Here is a 15,077-nt window from a genome sequence, read left to right as displayed (position 1 = left end):
CGAGGACCGCTCAGATCTCGAACCACACCACCTTGCCCACACTGAGCCGCTCCGCGCCCCAGTGCCGGGCCAGCTTGTTCACCAGGAACATCCCGCGCCCACCCTCATCCGCCGGTCCCGCCCGCCGCATCCGCGGCAACTGCGGGACGTCGTCCACCACCTCGCACCGCAGCCTGTCCGTGTGCACAAGGCGCAGCGTGACCGGGCGCTGCGCGTAGCGCACCGCGTTCGTCACCACCTCGCTCACCAGCAGCTCCACGATGTCCGTCAGCTCCTCCAGGCCCCACCCCGCCAGCGCCCCCCGCGCCAGCGACCGAGCCTCGCGCGGCGCCTGCGCGCGCGGGTCAAGGGACCACTGCGCCGCCGCACTGGGCGCTATGCCGTCCAGCCGCGCCGCCAGCAGGGCGATGTCGTCGTCCCGGTCGCCCGGGCCCAGGACGTCCAGCACCTCGTCGCACAGCGGCTCCAGCGGCGGCGGGTTGCCAGGACCCGTGAGGGCCGCCGTGCGGGTCAGCCGCGCGCAGAGCTGGTCGATGCCCGTGGAGACGTCCATCAGCCGGGACTCGACCAGGCCGTCCGTGTACAGCAGCAGCGTCGAGCCCTGCGGCGCCTGCAGCTCCACCGCCTCGAAGCCCACGCCGCCCACCCCGATCGGCGCTCCCGGCGGCACGTCCAGCACCTCGCTGAAGCCGTCGCGGCGGAGCAGGACCGGTGGCGGGTGGCCGGCGTTGGAGGCGGTGAGGGTGTGGGCGATGGGGTCGTAGACCGCGTACAGGCACGTGGCCATGCGGTCGTCGCCGAGGCGCTGCGCCTGCTCGTCGAGGTGGTGCAGCACCTCCTGCGGCGGCAGGTCGAGCTGGGCCAGCGTCTGCGCCGCGGTACGCAACTGGCCCATGATCGCCGCGGAGGTCACCGAGTGGCCCATGACGTCGCCGACGACCAGCGCGACCCGGCTGCCGGGCAGCGGGATCGCGTCGTACCAGTCGCCGCCGACCCGCGCGGTCTCGGCCGCGGGGCGGTAGCGGCTGGCGAGGCGGACGCCGGTGGGCTCCGGCAGGTATTCGGGCAGCATCGTGCGCTGCAGTTGGTCGGCGATGTACGCCTCGCGGTCGTAGATGACCGCTTTGTCGACACCGAGGGCCGTGTGCGTGGCCAGTTGGGCGGCGATCAGCAGGTCGTCCTGCCCGTACGCGGGCCGCGCAGGACCCCGTACGAGCACCGCCACCCCGATCACCCGGCGGCGGCCGCGCAGCGGGGCGACGATCGTGCGCTTGTCGGCCGGTGCGTTGGCGAGCGGGCTTTCGCGGCCCAGCAGTTCGATGAGCGCCGCGCGGGCGGCCAGCGTCTCGCCGAACACCGGGCGGACGCCGCGCAGCACTTCGAGCAGCGCCCCGGCCCGTACGACGTCGACCTGCTCGGCCGCGCCGAGGCCCGGGGTGTCCGGCTCCGCCGCCGCGGGCAGCAGCCGGCTGCCGCCCATGCTGTCGACGTCCTCGACGCCGTCGGTGATCCGGTCCGTACGCCGCAGCCGCAGCCGGAACGGTTCCGTCGGCTGCTCGTCGCCGACCGGCAGCGGGTCGCGGAGGTAGACGAGGATCGCGTCCGCGAAGGACGGGACGACGGAGCGGCACAGGCCGAGCACGATCTCGTCCAGGTCGATGCCGCGGGCGATCCTGCGGGTGGCCGCGCCGAGGAACCGCAGCCGCGCGGACGCGGCTTCCTCCTCGGGCCGGCCCATCCCCCGGGCCGGGTCGGCGTCCCCGCCCGCGCCCGGCTGGGGGCGTGGCCGGCCGCCGCTGGGGGTGTCGTCGGCGCCCTGGTGCGCCGGTACGCCGCCGGTGGCGGCCCCCGGGGCCGTCGCGGGCTGCGCCGGTTTCGCACGGTGCAGGGCGTCACGCGGGTCGGGGATGGCCTCGCCCGCGTTCGCGGTGGGTGCGGTCGGCGACACCGCCTCGTCCGTGCCGGAGGCGGCAAGGGTGTTGCCGGACTCCGTCCGCTCGGCGGCTGCCCGCCGCCTGTCGCGCTCCGTCACGTGTCGGTACCGTCCATCCGGCCGTTCCACCCAAGTCTCCACAGGGCGGGTTGAGTTGTGGGTACTGCGTGCTGTGGACGTCGATCCTACGTTTGACCTACCGGGGCGCAGCAAGGGTCTCATGAAGACAAGCGCGCGGGTGTGCGGTCCCAATCCGCCGGAAGAAGCGGAACTGTCCACTTCGGGTCGGGGCGCCAGCGTTCCCAGCCTTCGGAGAACGGCGGCCCCCACGCCCCGATGGCGTCGACCGCCCGCCGTCCCGCGTCCCGTACGGCCGCGGCCCGGGCGGCGGACATCAGCCCCGCCCGCTGCGCGGCGGCGAACTCGTCCTCGTCCCGCCACTCCCAGGAGCGGTCGGGGTGGACGACGAGATCCAGGTAGTGGTCCTCGGAGTCGACGCCCCCGGCCCAGCGCACCCGGGGCGCTTCGAGGTTGACGTAGAAGGACTTGAAGGTCCAGTCGTTTTCCCAGAACAGCCAGACCGACCAGGGCTCGTCCGGCCGGGCGAGTTTGAGCACGCCGGCGCCGAACCAGCGGGTGCGGAACGGGCGGTGCGGCTTGGTGTAGCGGGTGGCCAGCGGCTCGCGGTGCAACTCGGTGCCGTCGGCGAGCACGGGGCGTACGCACTCGGTGTCCGGCGCCACCCAGACGGCGAGCGTCCCGGCGTCGTCGCGGACGACGGTGACCGGGCGGCAGACCGCGACGGTACGGCCCAGCCGCCCGGCGTCGCCGGCGCTGCCCGTGCCGTCGGCGGCGGCTGTGCCGGCCGCCCCGGGCGCGTCGGCGCGGTAGCGCCAGAGGATGTGGTCCCCGGGCGTCCACCGGCCGCCTGAGACGTTCCTGTCGCTGTCAAGCGTCGCGTCTGGCCCGTGCATCAGACGATGGTAACCAGGGGCGCGTCACGGCCGGGTCATCCTCAGCACGTCCAGCGCACCGTCCAACTGCTCCTCCGTGAGCAGCCCGCGCTCGACGTACCCGCCCTCCAGGACCACCTCGCGGATCGTCTTGCGCTCGGCCAGCGACTTCTTCGCCACCTTGGCCGCCTCCTCGTAGCCGAGGTACCGGTTGAGCGGCGTGACGACGGACGGCGACGACTCCGCGTACTCCCGGGCGCGCCCGGCGTGCGCCGTGATGCCGTCGACCGTGCGATCGGCGAGCAGGCGTGCGGCGTTGGCCAGCAGCCGGACGGACTCCAGCACGTTGCGGGCGAGGACGGGCAGCATCACGTTCAGCTCGAAGTTGCCCGAGGCGCCGGCGGTGGTGACCGTCACGTCGTTCCCGACGACCTGGGCGCAGACCATCAGCACGGCCTCGGGGATCACCGGGTTCACCTTGCCCGGCATGATCGACGAGCCGGGCTGGAGGTCGGGCAGCGCGATCTCGGCGAGGCCGGTGCGCGGGCCGGAGCCCATCCAGCGCAGGTCATTGCAGATCTTTGTCAGTCCGACCGCGATCGTGCGCAACTGGCCCGAGGTCTCCACCAGGCCGTCGCGCGCGCCCTGGGCCTCGAAGTGGTCGCGGGCCTCGGTCAGCGGCAGCCCGGTGGCCCGCGCCACCTCGGCGATGACGGCGGCGGCGAAGCCGGGCGGGGTGTTGATGCCCGTACCGACCGCGGTGCCGCCGAGGGGCAGCTCGGCCAGCCGCGGCAGTGAGGCGTGCAGCCGCTCGACGCCGAAGGCGACCTGCGCGGCGTAGCCCGCGAACTCCTGGCCGAGGGTGACGGGCGTGGCGTCCATCAGGTGCGTCCGCCCCGACTTCACCACCTCCGCGAACTCCTCCGCCTTGCCCGCGAGCGCCGCCTGCAGATGCGTCAGCGCGGGGATCAGGTCCTGCACGACCGCGCCCGTCGCGGCGATGTGGATGGAGGAGGGGAACGTGTCGTTCGACGACTGGCTGGCGTTGACGTGGTCGTTGGGGTGGACCACCGGCCCGCCGGCGCCCAGCTTCTCCTGCGCGAGGGTCGCCAGCACCTCGTTCATGTTCATGTTCGACGACGTGCCGGAGCCGGTCTGGAAGACGTCGACCGGGAACTGATCGTCCCAGCGGCCGGCCGCGACCTCCTCCGCCGCCGCCTGCACGGCCGCGGCGATGTCCGCGTCGAGCACGCCCAGCTCGGCGTTGACCTTCGCCGCGGCGGCCTTGATCCGGGCCAGCGCGGCGATGTGGGCCGACTCCAGGCGCAGCCCGGAGACGGGGAAGTTCTCCACGGCGCGCTGCGTCTGGGCGCGCCACTTGGCGGCGGCGGGGACGCGGACCTCGCCCATCGAGTCGTGCTCGATGCGGAAGCCGTCGGATGCGGGGCGTTCTGCGGGGGACCGGTCAGCGGGCTGGCTCATGCTGCCGAGGATACGACCGCCCGCCGACACCCGCGCCGCCGTCCGTGCCGGTGCGCCGAACGGTGGATTCGGCGGGTACGGCCGCGGACTTGCCGCGGCGGCTGCCGGGGGCGCGGGCAGGTGCGCGGTGGAATCGACGGACCGAGGAAATCAGAAGAATCCGAAGAAACCTGAAGAAACCTGAAGAGAACAGAAGAGAACAGAAGAGATCGGTAGACAACCGCCAGGTTCGGCCCGAGGAGTGACGTGACGACCAGCCTTCGCACCCGCCGTTTCCGCAGCGGAGCACGCGCCGCCGCGCTCGCCTGCGCCCTGCTCGCCGCCGCCGCGCAGCCGGCGGGCGCCGCCCCGTACGACGACGGGGACGACAAGGGGAAGGACGTCCGGGGGGTGACGGGACCGGCGATGAAGATCGCCATCGACAACGCGCGCAAGACCTCGGGCCCGGGGCAGGAGGCCACCTACACGATCCGCGTCTCCAGCCTCCAGGACGGGCCGATCGAGGGCCTCGTGGTCCGGCAGACGCTGCCGGACGGCATGGACCTGGTCGAGCCGGGCCCGGGCGGCAAGGTGCGGGGCGGTCGCGAGGTGACCTGGACGGCGGACCTGAAGGGGCACAAGTACGCGGAGTTCACCGCGCGCACGCGGATCGCCGAGGGCGCGCCGACGGCGGGGGACCTGGCGGCGACGGCGTGCGCGTACGAGACGGGCGCGGAGGCCGCGGTGGTGTGCGCGCCGGACATCGACAAGCTGACCGACGCGCCGGCGCCCACCGGCGACGACGGCCGCGGCGGCGACCGCGACGCCGAGCCGCAGGCCGCCGCCGAGTCCGACAGCGCCGTGGCGTACGGGCTGGGCGCCGGCGCGCTGCTGCTGGCCGGCGGGGGTGTGGTGTTCGCGCTACGGCGCCGGGCGGCGGCCGCGCGGCGCGGCTGACGGCGCCGGCGTACCGCCCGGCTCGTACGCCCGCGAGGGGCGCCCGGCGCGCCCCGGCCACCCCTCCGGCCCGTACGCGCCCGCTACGGCTGCGCCGCGCCCCGCACCGGGATGCTCGTCACGAACGGCTTGACCGGGCCCGGGTCGGTGAAGAAGTCGTTCCCCTTGTCGTCCACCACGATGAACGCCGGGAAGTCCTCCACCTCGATCTTCCAGACCGCCTCCATGCCCAGCTCCTCGTACTCCAGGACCTCGACCTTCTTGATGCAGTCCTGCGCCAGCCGCGCCGCGGGACCGCCGATCGAGCCCAGGTAGAAGCCGCCGTGCGCTGAGCAGGCGTCGGTGACCTGCTGGGAGCGGTTGCCCTTGGCCAGCATCACCATCGACCCGCCCGCCGCCTGGAACTGCTCGACGTACGCGTCCATCCGCCCCGCCGTCGTCGGCCCGAAGGACCCGGAGGCGTAGCCCTCGGGGGTCTTGGCCGGGCCGGCGTAGTACACGGGGTGGTCCTTCAGGTACTGCGGCATCTCCTCGCCCGCGTCCAGCAGCTCCTTGATCTTCGCGTGCGCGATGTCGCGCGCCACGACCAGCGGGCCGGTCAGCGACAGCCGCGTCTTCACCGGGTACTTCGTCAGTTCCGCCCGCACCTCGGCCATCGGCCGGGCGAGGTCGATCCGTACCGCCTCGTCCATGGCTCCCGCGGACCCCGCGGTCAGCTCCGCCGCCGTGGTGTCCGGCAGGAAGCGCGCCGGGTCGTGCTCCAACTGCTCCAGGAAGACGCCCTCCGCCGTGATCTTCGCCAGCGCCTGCCGGTCGGCGGAGCAGGAGACCGCGATGGCCACCGGGCAGGACGCGCCGTGCCGCGGCAGCCGGACGACGCGCACGTCGTGGCAGAAGTACTTGCCGCCGAACTGGGCGCCGATGCCGAGGGTCTGGGTCAGCTCGAAGACCTTGGCCTCCAGCTCGGTGTCCCGGAAGCCGTGGCCCGCGGGGGAGCCCTCGGTGGGCAGCGAGTCGAGATAGTGCGCGGAGGCGTACTTCGCGGTCTTCAGCGCGTACTCGGCGGAGGTGCCGCCGACGACGATCGCGAGGTGGTACGGCGGGCAGGCGGCCGTGCCCAGCGAGCGGATCTTCTCCTCCAGGAAGCGCAGCATCGACGCCTCGTTGAGTACCGCCTTCGTCTCCTGGTAGAGGAACGACTTGTTGGCGCTGCCGCCGCCCTTGGCCATGAAGAGGAACTTGTACGCGTCCCCGTCGGCGGCGTAGAGCTCCACCTGCGCCGGCAGGTTGTTGCCGGTGTTCTTCTCGTCCCACATGGTCAGCGGCGCCATCTGGGAGTACCGCAGGTTGAGCTTGGTGTACGCGTCGTACACCCCGAGCGACAGCGCCTCCTCGTCCCGGCCCGCGGTCAGCACCTGCTGCCCGCGCTTGCCCATGACGATCGCCGTGCCCGTGTCCTGGCACATGGGGAGCACGCCCGCCGCCGAGATGTTGGCGTTCTTCAGCAGGTCGAGCGCGACGAACTTGTCGTTGGCCGACGCCTCCGGGTCGTCGCAGATGGCGCGCAGTTGGGCGAGGTGGGCGGGGCGCAGGTAGTGTGAGATGTCGTGCATCGCCTCCGCGGCGAGCAGCCGCAGCGCCTCCGGCTCGACCTCCAGGAACGTACGCCCGCCGGCCTCGACCGTGCGTACGCCCTCCTTGGTCAGCAGGCGGTACGTCGTGGTGTCCGCGCCCAGCGGGAGGAGGTCCGTGTACTGGAACGCGGGGCTGGCGGGGCGGGCGGTGGCTGTCATCGCGTTCCTTGTCGTCGGCGGGCGGCGGCTGTGCGTCCCCCAGGTTAGGACGGCCGCGCGGGCGCGGCGTGGCGAGGTGCCCCTCCGCCCGCCGCCGGGGCCCTAGTCACGATGTATCGCGTTTGGTTACGCTGGTCCCGTGGACGAGACCCCGCGCGACAACGCCCCCGTGCCCGCCGCCCAGCCGTCGCTGTCGAAGAAGCCGGTCGCGGAGGGAGAGCTGCGCGCCTCCGACGCGGACCGCGACCGGGTGGCCGACATCCTCCGCGAGGCGCTCGCCGAAGGGCGGCTGGACCCGGAGGAGCACGCCGAGCGGATCGACGGCGTCTACAACGCCAAGACCGTGGGTGAACTGGAGCCGCTCGTCCGCGACCTGCCGGTCGGCCGGCGCGCGCCCGGCCCCGCGGCGCCGCTGCCCCCGTCCGCGTACCCGCAGCCCCAGCCGCAGACCCTCGTCGCGATCTTCAGCGGCTCCACGCGCAAGGGGCGCTGGAGCGTGGGGCGCAGGACCTCGGCGTTCGCGCTCTTCGGGGGCGTCGACATCGACCTGACCGAGGCCGTCTTCCACCAGCAGGAGATTGTCATCAACGCGACCGCCATCTTCGGCGGCGTCGACATCAAGGTCCCGGCCAACGTGTCGCTGCGCGGCTCCGGCACGGCCATCTTCGGCGGCTTCGACGTGCACGCGCAGGAGGCGGACGACCCGCGCGCGCCGGTGGTGGTCGTCACCGGTTTCGCGCTCTTCGGCGGGGTGGACGCAAAGGGCAAAAAGGGCAAGTTCCTGAGGAATCTGACGGACCGGATGCGCAAGCACGGCCTCGGTCACTGACCCCGTTCCACCGCGTTCCCGCCGCCCTCAACTCCCCCCGCAGACACGCGGGGAGCACCGCCATCCCGGGTGGCCACTCGGCGCATAAGCGCGCGCACAGCGGGTAGAGCACGTGCATCGTCTCCTCCGTACGGCTGCAGGTGCGAACGGTCGTACGCCCTTCGAGACAGCTTTGTCCCTGATCCGTCAACGCCGTCGTCAGGAGTGGACCGTGCTGCAGTCCCACCAGCAGTCCCTGCAGGAAGCCCGGGTGCCGATCCAGCGCTCCGGACGGCGGGAAGAGGGGGATCCCTGGCACACGGAGGCGGTGTGCCGGCGGGACGAGGCCGCGCTGTTCTTTGCTCCGTCGAAGGAGCCGACCGCCGACCGGCTGTCGCGCGAGGCCGCCGCGAAGCGGGTCTGCGCGCGCTGTCCCGTGATGGTCGAGTGCCGGGAGCACGCGCTGCTGCTGCCCGAGCCGTACGGCGTGTGGGGCGGCCTCACGGCGGCGGAGCGGCGGGTCGTACAGGCGCGGCGCAGGCGGCGGGAGACGACCGAGAAGCTGACCGCACCGCGAGGGATAGCCCAGGCGGGCTGAGGCGGCCCCCGGGTCTGGACAAACGGTTCTGCCGGGGGTGTCGCCCGTACGCGCCCGCCGCCCCGCCCGCGCCTGTTACTGGGCCCGGTCGAAGTCGACCGAGCTGTACGCGCGCAGCTTCGACAGCCGGTGCTCCGACTCGATCTGCCGGATCGTGCCGCTCTTCGACCGCATCACCAGCGACTGCGTGAACGCCCGGTCCGCGCGGTAGCGCACGCCGCGCAGCAGCTCCCCGTCCGTGATCCCGGTGGCCACGAAGAACACGTTCTCGCCCCTGACCAGGTCGTCGATCAGCAGCGTACGGTCCAGGTCGTGCCCGGCGTCGAGCGCCCGCTGCCGCTCCGCGTCGTCCCGCGGCCACAGCCGGCCCTGGAACGTACCGCCGAGGCACTTCATCGCGCAGGCTGCGATGACGGCCTCCGGGGTGCCGCCGACGCCCAGCAGCAGGTCGACGCCGGTGCCGTCGCGGGCGGTCATGATGGCGCCGGCGACATCGCCGTCGGAGATGAACTTGATCCGCGCCCCGGCCTCGCGGACCTCCTGGACCAGCCCGTCGTGGCGGGGCCGGTCCAGCACGCAGACGGTGACGTCCCCGGTGTTGCCGCCCTTGGCCTTGGCTACGCGGCGGATGTTGACGGCGACGGGGGCGTTGATGTCGACGTACTCGGCGGCCTCCGGTCCGGTGGCGAGCTTGTCCATGTAGAAGACCGCGGACGGGTCGAACATGCAGCCCCGCTCGGCGACGGCCAGCACGGAGACGGCGTTGCCCATGCCCTTGGCGGTGAGCGTGGTGCCGTCGACCGGGTCGACGGCCACGTCGCACTCGGGTCCGGTGCCGTCGCCGACGCGCTCTCCGTTGAAGAGCATCGGGGCGTGGTCCTTCTCACCCTCGCCGATCACGACGACGCCGTTCATCGAGACGGTGCTGACGAGGGTGCGCATGGCGCGTACGGCCGCGCCGTCGGCGCCGTTCTTGTCGCCGCGGCCGACCCAGCGGCCGGAGGCCATCGCGCCGGCCTCGGTGACCCGGACGAGCTCCAGGGCGAGGTTGCGGTCGGGGGCCTCGGGGGCCACCTCCAGTTGCTCGGGGAGGTGGTGGGGCGTCTCATGGGACTGCGACATCCGTGAGGACCTTTCGGCTCGGTCGACGGCCGGAGGGGCGCGAGGGGGTGCTCTGACCCTATCCGTTTATCGCCATTATGAGCACACCGCCCCTCGGATGAGCGGTTCGGCTTCTCCGTTGTCCGCCGCCCGCCCGCACCCCGGGGAAGGGGGTGCTCCGCAGATGAGGGACGATGGAGGGGTGGCAGACAGGAACAGCATGCGGACGGTGCGCAATCTGGTGGGCGCGCTGACGGTCACCTGCGGGGTGTCGTTGGTCGTCTACTGGGGCGTCCTCCCGCGCGAGGGCGACGGCAACGAGATGGAGGCCGTCTCCTACAGCCAGGAGCTGGGCCAGGCCCGCCGCGCCGCGCCGTTCCCGGTCGTCGCGCCGGTGGGGCTGCCGGACGACTGGCGGGCCAACTCCGTGACGTACCGCGGGACCGGCGACCACGGCACGACGTGGCACATCGGCTTCGTCACGCCCGACGACGAGTACGTGGCGGTGGAGCAGGGGAGCAAGAATGCCGACCGCTTCATCCGCAAGGTCACCCACGACGCGCGGCCGACGGGCGAGAGCCGGCAGGTGGCGGGCGCGGAGTGGGCGCACTACCAGGGCAGGACGTACGACGCGCTGGTGCACAAGGGCGACGGGGTGACGACCGTGGTCACGGGCACGGGGAGCGTGAAGCAGATGGAGCGGATGGCGGCGGCGCTGCAGGAGAAGTGAGCGCGCTGCGGGCCCGCGGAGAGCCCTGACGCGGTCCGTACGACGGGCGTACGGAGGGCCGCGCGCGGGACGGTTCGAAACCCGGCCCGGCCGCATCCGGATCGAAGCCGCCGGCGGGCACCTCAGCCCGTACGGTCGGCGGCGGCCTCCTCCTCGTCCTCTTCTTCGTCCCCCTCGTCCTCCGACTCCGCCAGCGCCGCGTCGAGCCGCTCGCGGGCGCCGTCCAGCCACTGCCCGCAGATCCGCGCCAGCTCCTCCCCGCGCTCCCACAGCGCCAGGGACTCCTCCAGGGTCGAACCGCCTGACTCCAGCCGGCGCACGACCTCCATCAGCTCGTCCCGCGCCTGCTCGTAGCCGAGAGTCCCCCGGTCCTTCGTCTCTGCCATGGCCCCCACCTTAGGACCCGCCTACGACACCGGGCCGACCGTGACACCGAACTCCCCGTCGGCGACCCGGGCGCGCAACTCCTCGCCCTCGCTCACCTCGTCCGCCGCGCGCACCGCCGCGCCGTCCTGCCGCTGGAGCACCGCATAGCCGCGCTTCAGCGTGGAGGCGGGGGAGAGGGCGACGACCCGGGCGCGGGTGTGCGCCAGCTCGGAGTCGGCGCGGTCCAGCAGATGCGCCAGCGTGCGCCGCCCGCGCGCGAGCACCGCGTCCACGACCTCCGCGCGCTCGTCCACGATCGCGTACGGCTCGGCCATCGCGGGCCGGCTCAGCCACGCCGCCAGCCCGCGTTCCTCGCGGTCCAGCACCCCCGTCAGCACGCGCAGCGCGCGCAGCCGGAGCTGCTCTATCCGCACGCGCTCCTCGCCGACGTCCGGCACGGCGTCCTTGGCGGCGTGCGTGGGCGTACGGGAGCGGAGATCCGCCACGAAGTCCAGCAGGGGGTTGTCCGGCTCGTGGCCGATGGCGGAGACCACCGGCGTACGGCACGCGGCCACGGCCCGTACGAGCTGCTCGTCCGAGAACGGCAGCAGGTCCTCCACGCTGCCGCCGCCCCGCGCGACGATGATGACGTCCACCTCCGGCAGGCCGTCCAACTCCTGCACCGCCTTGACGATCTGCGGCACCGCGTGCACCCCCTGCACCGCCACCGGCCGCACCTCGAACCGCACCGCCGGCCACCGGTGCCGCGCCGTCTCCAGCACGTCCCGCTCCGCCGCCGACGCCCGGCCCGTCACCAGCCCGATGCGGCGCGGCAGGAACGGCAGCGGCTTCTTGCGTTCGGGCGCGAACAGCCCCTCGGCGGCGAGCGCCTTCTTCAACCGCTCCAGCCGCACGAGCAGTTCGCCGACGCCCACCGGGCGGATCTCGGCGGCGCGCAGCGAGAGCTGGCCGCTCGGCGCGTACCAGACCGGCTTGGCGAAGACGACGACCCGCGCGCCTTCCTGTATGACATCCGCCACTTTGTCGAACACGTCGCGGAAGCACGTCACCGTCAGGGAGACCTCCTGCGCCGGGTCGCGCAGCGTCATGAAGACCACGCCCGCGCCCGGCCGCCGCGACAACTGGGTGATCTGCCCCTCCACCCACAGCGCGCCGAGCCGGTCGATCCAGCCGCCGATCTTCCGCGAGACGACCCCGACGGGCATGGGTGTCTCGGCCGTGTTCACCGCCATGGGCCCGAGCCTAACGGCGGGGTACGACACCCGGGCGCCTCCGGCGGACGGGATCGCAGGTGGCGCACCCTCGAATCGGGGAGGTGGTGTTCCGTACGATGGCGGCATGACTGCTTCGAGCACGCCGCAGCCCGACCGCCGCGTCCTTCTCGCCGCTCCCCGGGGCTACTGCGCCGGTGTGGACCGGGCGGTGATCGCCGTGGAGCAGGCCCTTGAGCAGTACGGCGCACCGGTGTACGTGCGGCACGAGATCGTGCACAACAAATACGTCGTCAAGACGCTGGAGCGCAAGGGTGCGATCTTCGTCGAGGAGACGGCCGAGGTGCCGCCCGGCAACATCGTGATCTTCTCCGCGCACGGCGTCGCCCCCACCGTCCACGACGAGGCGAAGGAGGGCCGGCTCGCCACGATCGACGCGACCTGCCCGCTGGTCACCAAGGTGCACAAGGAGGCCGTCCGGTTCGCCAAGGACGACTTCGACATCCTGCTCATCGGCCACGAGGGCCACGAGGAGGTCGTCGGCACCTCGGGCGAGGCGCCGGAGCACATCCAGCTCGTCGACGGTCCCGAGGGCGCCGACCAGATCGAGGTGCGCGACCCAGACAAGGTCGTCTGGCTGTCGCAGACCACGCTGTCGGTGGACGAGACGATGGAGACGGTCGACCGGCTCAAGGGCCACTTCCCGAACCTGCTGGACCCGCCGAGCGACGACATCTGCTACGCCACGCAGAACCGGCAGGTCGCGGTGAAGCAGGTGGGCGCGGAGTCGGACCTCGTGATCGTCGTCGGCTCGCAGAACTCCTCGAACTCGCTGCGGCTCGTCGAGGTCGCCGTCGACGCGGGCGCCGACGCGTCGTATCTGGTCGACGGGGCCGAGGAGATCGACGAGGCGTGGCTCGACGGCGTGACGACGGTGGGCGTGACGTCGGGGGCGTCGGTGCCGGAGGTCCTGGTCGACGGCGTGCTGGAGTGGCTCGCGGAGCGGGGCTACGTGGACGTGGACCTCGTACAGCCCGTGGACGAGCGGATCACCTTCTCCCTGCCGAAGGAGCTCCGCCGCGACCTGCGCGCCGAGGCGGCTGCGCTGGGCGGCGGCGCGGCGGACTGACCGCCGCGGCCTGATCCGGGGCCCGCCGCGGCTTCGCCCGCCGGCGCGCCCCGGAGGACGGCCCGCCCTGGGGCTCCCCGCCCCCGCCGGGGCTGCGCCGTACGGCGAGCATGGCGAAGTGCCGCAGCAGCGCGACGGCGGCGGCGAGCAGCGTGCCCCCGTAGAGCCACGGCGCCTCCAGGGCCAGGGTGGTACCCGCGGCCATCAGGTGCGCGGAGATCCCGCCCGAGCCCTCGCCGACGGCGAGCGTCCCGGCGGCGAAGGCGATCGGCATGGCGATCGGCGCGGCGATGACGTCCGCGGGCCGGATCCACAGCGCGCAGCACACGGACAGCACCAGGAACACCACCCCGAAGAACACCGGCGCCGTCCCCATCACCACCTGCACGAACGCCCCCGTACCCAGCATCACCGCCGCCGCCAGCAGCCCTCCGCCGGCCGCGGTCAGCCGCGGCCCGGCGGGCCGCAGCAGCGTCCGCAGCACCGGCGGCACGGGCCGCCGCGCCGCGGCCCGGTACACCACGGCGCTCTCGTCCGGCCCGGGAACCCCGGGAGCACCGGCAGCCACGGCGGGGTCGGGCTCGCGGGCCGGTCGCGGGACGTGAGCCTGCCGTCGCTCTCCGTCAGGATCCGTATTCGTACGGTGATGCTGCATCGCTCCACGTTAGGCCCCGAAGCAGGTGAAACCCCGGGAGGGGCACAGAATGCGCTCATTCGGAGTGCCGGAGTCCCACAGGACGCACACACGGGGCGCGCGGGACCACCCGTAGAATCACACCGGGCCCTGCCGCGCCCCCGTCCCCGTACCTCGTAGGAAGTCGTTCACGTGTCGCTCACGATCGGAATCGTCGGACTGCCGAACGTCGGCAAGTCGACCCTCTTCAACGCCCTGACCAAGAACGAGGTGCTGGCGGCCAACTACCCGTTCGCCACCATCGAGCCCAACGTCGGCGTTGTCGGCGTCCCCGACCCCCGCCTCACCACCCTGGCGGGCATCTTCAACTCCCAGCGCATCCTCCCGGCGACGGTCGACTTCGTCGACATCGCCGGCATCGTGCGCGGCGCGAGCGAGGGCGAGGGCCTGGGCAACAAGTTCCTGGCCAACATCCGCGAGTCCGACGCGATCTGCCAGGTCATCCGCGCCTTCCGGGACGAGAACGTGGTCCACGTCGACGGCAAGGTCTCGCCGAAGAACGACATCGAGACCATCAACACCGAGCTGATCCTCGCCGACCTCCAGACCATCGAGAAGGTCCTCCCGCGGCTCCAGAAGGAATCCCGCATCAAGAAGGACCTGGCCCCCAAGCTCACCGCCATCGAGGAGGCCAAGGCCATCCTCGACACGGGCCAGACCCTCTTCGCCGCGGGCATCGCGCAGGGCACGGAGCGCGCCGAACTCCTGCACGACCTGCACCTGCTGACGGCGAAGCCGTTCCTCTACGTCTTCAACGTCGACGAGGACGAACTGGCCGACGAACCCTTCAAGGACGAACGGCGCGCCCTGGTCGCCCCGGCAGAGGCCATCTTCCTCAACGCCAAACTCGAATCCGAACTCGCCGAACTCGACGAGGCCGACGCCCTGGAACTCCTCCAGTCCGTAGGCCAGGAAGAACCGGGCCTGGTCACCCTGGCCCGCGTCGGCTTCGCCACCCTCGGCCTCCAGACCTACCTGACCGCAGGCCCGAAGGAGGCCCGCGCCTGGACCATCAAGAAGGGCGCCACGGCCCCGGAGGCGGCGGGCGTGATCCACACGGACTTCCAGAAGGGCTTCATCAAGGCGGAGGTCATCTCCTTCGACGACCTGGTCACCACAGGCTCGGTCCCGGAAGCCCGCGCGGCAGGCAAGGCCCGCATGGAGGGCAAGGACTACGTGATGCGGGACGGCGACGTGGTGGAATTCCGCTTCAATGTATGAATGATTCCGTCCCTAGCCCCGCGCGATGAATCCGCAGGTCAGGGGGTGTTTTGTGGGTTGTGCGGATGGTGTGTTGTCGCGGTCCCGCGGAATGTTTGAGT

General features: G+C 72.6%; 14 protein-coding genes. 6 read left to right on the top strand and 8 right to left on the bottom strand.

The features are described 5' to 3' along the window. Positions 1-10: 10 nt before the first annotated feature. From CXR04_RS12135 to CXR04_RS12125, 3 genes are all read right to left on the bottom strand, one after another. Positions 11-2,032: an ATP-binding SpoIIE family protein phosphatase gene (locus CXR04_RS12135; RefSeq protein ID WP_101421855.1), complete on the bottom strand. Its 2,022-nt coding sequence runs from the start codon at positions 2,030-2,032 to the stop codon at positions 11-13. A 119-nt stretch (positions 2,033-2,151) separates the two neighbouring features. Beyond that, entirely contained in the window at positions 2,152-2,907 is a 756-nt protein-coding gene (gene fomD / locus CXR04_RS12130) for a cytidylyl-2-hydroxypropylphosphonate hydrolase (protein ID WP_101421853.1), read from the bottom strand. A gap of 24 nt (positions 2,908-2,931) precedes the next feature. Continuing rightward, the gene (locus CXR04_RS12125; RefSeq protein ID WP_101426324.1) at positions 2,932-4,368 is read right to left on the bottom strand and encodes a class II fumarate hydratase; all 1,437 of its coding nucleotides are present in this window, start codon (positions 4,366-4,368) and stop codon (positions 2,932-2,934) included. Between the two features lie 246 nt (positions 4,369-4,614). Between CXR04_RS12125 and CXR04_RS12120 the strand changes: the two genes are divergently transcribed. Beyond that, positions 4,615-5,304, top strand: coding sequence for a hypothetical protein (locus CXR04_RS12120; RefSeq protein WP_101421852.1), 690 nt, complete (start codon positions 4,615-4,617; stop codon positions 5,302-5,304). Positions 5,305-5,387: 83 nt separating this feature from the next. Here the strand turns inward: CXR04_RS12120 and CXR04_RS12115 are convergent, their stop codons facing one another. Then, complete coding sequence (locus CXR04_RS12115) at positions 5,388-7,097, bottom strand: fumarate hydratase (RefSeq protein ID WP_101421851.1); 1,710 nt, start codon at positions 7,095-7,097, stop codon at positions 5,388-5,390. Positions 7,098-7,236: 139 nt separating this feature from the next. Between CXR04_RS12115 and CXR04_RS12110 the strand changes: the two genes are divergently transcribed. Both CXR04_RS12110 and CXR04_RS12105 read left to right on the top strand, forming a co-directional pair. After that, positions 7,237-7,926 (top strand): DUF1707 SHOCT-like domain-containing protein, encoded by a 690-nt coding sequence (locus tag CXR04_RS12110; RefSeq protein ID WP_101421850.1) that lies wholly within the window; start codon positions 7,237-7,239, stop codon positions 7,924-7,926. 211 nt (positions 7,927-8,137) lie between these two features. Then, positions 8,138-8,503, top strand: a complete 366-nt coding sequence (locus tag CXR04_RS12105; protein WP_027743420.1) for a WhiB family transcriptional regulator — start codon at positions 8,138-8,140, stop codon at positions 8,501-8,503. A 75-nt stretch (positions 8,504-8,578) separates the two neighbouring features. Here CXR04_RS12105 and glpX read toward each other — a convergent pair whose 3' ends face one another. After that, on the bottom strand, positions 8,579-9,625 hold the full coding sequence (glpX, locus tag CXR04_RS12100) for a class II fructose-bisphosphatase (RefSeq protein ID WP_101421849.1): 1,047 nt from the start codon (positions 9,623-9,625) through the stop codon (positions 8,579-8,581). 181 nt (positions 9,626-9,806) lie between these two features. Here glpX and CXR04_RS12095 point away from each other — a divergent pair, with 181 nt between their 5' ends. Then, positions 9,807-10,334 carry a DUF4245 domain-containing protein gene (locus CXR04_RS12095; RefSeq protein WP_234380191.1) on the top strand — a complete coding sequence of 176 codons (528 nt, stop codon included), beginning with the start codon at positions 9,807-9,809 and terminating at the stop codon, positions 10,332-10,334. 122 nt (positions 10,335-10,456) lie between these two features. Here the strand turns inward: CXR04_RS12095 and CXR04_RS12090 are convergent, their stop codons facing one another. Both CXR04_RS12090 and xseA read right to left on the bottom strand, forming a co-directional pair. Continuing rightward, the gene (locus CXR04_RS12090) at positions 10,457-10,720 is read right to left on the bottom strand and encodes an exodeoxyribonuclease VII small subunit (protein WP_101421847.1); all 264 of its coding nucleotides are present in this window, start codon (positions 10,718-10,720) and stop codon (positions 10,457-10,459) included. Between the two features lie 21 nt (positions 10,721-10,741). Further along, positions 10,742-11,953 (bottom strand): exodeoxyribonuclease VII large subunit, encoded by a 1,212-nt coding sequence (gene xseA / locus CXR04_RS12085; RefSeq protein ID WP_101421846.1) that lies wholly within the window; start codon positions 11,951-11,953, stop codon positions 10,742-10,744. Positions 11,954-12,059: 106 nt separating this feature from the next. Between xseA and CXR04_RS12080 the strand changes: the two genes are divergently transcribed. Next, positions 12,060-13,061: a 4-hydroxy-3-methylbut-2-enyl diphosphate reductase gene (locus CXR04_RS12080; protein ID WP_101421845.1), complete on the top strand. Its 1,002-nt coding sequence runs from the start codon at positions 12,060-12,062 to the stop codon at positions 13,059-13,061. Here the strand turns inward: CXR04_RS12080 and CXR04_RS35180 are convergent. Next, positions 12,982-13,584, bottom strand: coding sequence for a DUF6542 domain-containing protein (locus CXR04_RS35180; protein WP_199850444.1), 603 nt, complete (start codon positions 13,582-13,584; stop codon positions 12,982-12,984). The genes CXR04_RS12080 and CXR04_RS35180 overlap by 80 nt on opposite strands. A gap of 303 nt (positions 13,585-13,887) precedes the next feature. Here CXR04_RS35180 and ychF point away from each other — a divergent pair, with 303 nt between their 5' ends. Further along, positions 13,888-14,976 carry a redox-regulated ATPase YchF gene (gene ychF / locus CXR04_RS12070; RefSeq protein WP_101421844.1) on the top strand — a complete coding sequence of 363 codons (1,089 nt, stop codon included), beginning with the start codon at positions 13,888-13,890 and terminating at the stop codon, positions 14,974-14,976. Positions 14,977-15,077 lie beyond the last annotated feature (101 nt).

It is taken from the genome of Streptomyces sp. CMB-StM0423 (assembly GCF_002847285.1).
Taxonomy (GTDB): Bacteria; Actinomycetota; Actinomycetes; order Streptomycetales; family Streptomycetaceae; genus Streptomyces.
This window is presented reverse-complemented; position numbering and strand designations above follow the sequence as displayed.

Excerpts from the sequence above, each read along its gene's own strand:
- fomD (WP_101421853.1), bottom strand. The coding sequence starts at position 2,907 with ATGCACGGGCCAGACGCGACGCTTGACAGCGACAGGAACGTCTCAGGC.
- CXR04_RS12125 (WP_101426324.1), bottom strand. The coding sequence starts at position 4,368 with ATGAGCCAGCCCGCTGACCGGTCCCCCGCAGAACGCCCCGCATCCGAC.
- CXR04_RS12115 (WP_101421851.1), bottom strand. The coding sequence starts at position 7,097 with ATGACAGCCACCGCCCGCCCCGCCAGCCCCGCGTTCCAGTACACGGAC.
- glpX (WP_101421849.1), bottom strand. The coding sequence starts at position 9,625 with ATGTCGCAGTCCCATGAGACGCCCCACCACCTCCCCGAGCAACTGGAG.
- CXR04_RS12090 (WP_101421847.1), bottom strand. The coding sequence starts at position 10,720 with ATGGCAGAGACGAAGGACCGGGGGACTCTCGGCTACGAGCAGGCGCGG.
- xseA (WP_101421846.1), bottom strand. The coding sequence starts at position 11,953 with ATGGCGGTGAACACGGCCGAGACACCCATGCCCGTCGGGGTCGTCTCG.
- CXR04_RS12080 (WP_101421845.1), top strand. The coding sequence starts at position 12,060 with ATGACTGCTTCGAGCACGCCGCAGCCCGACCGCCGCGTCCTTCTCGCC.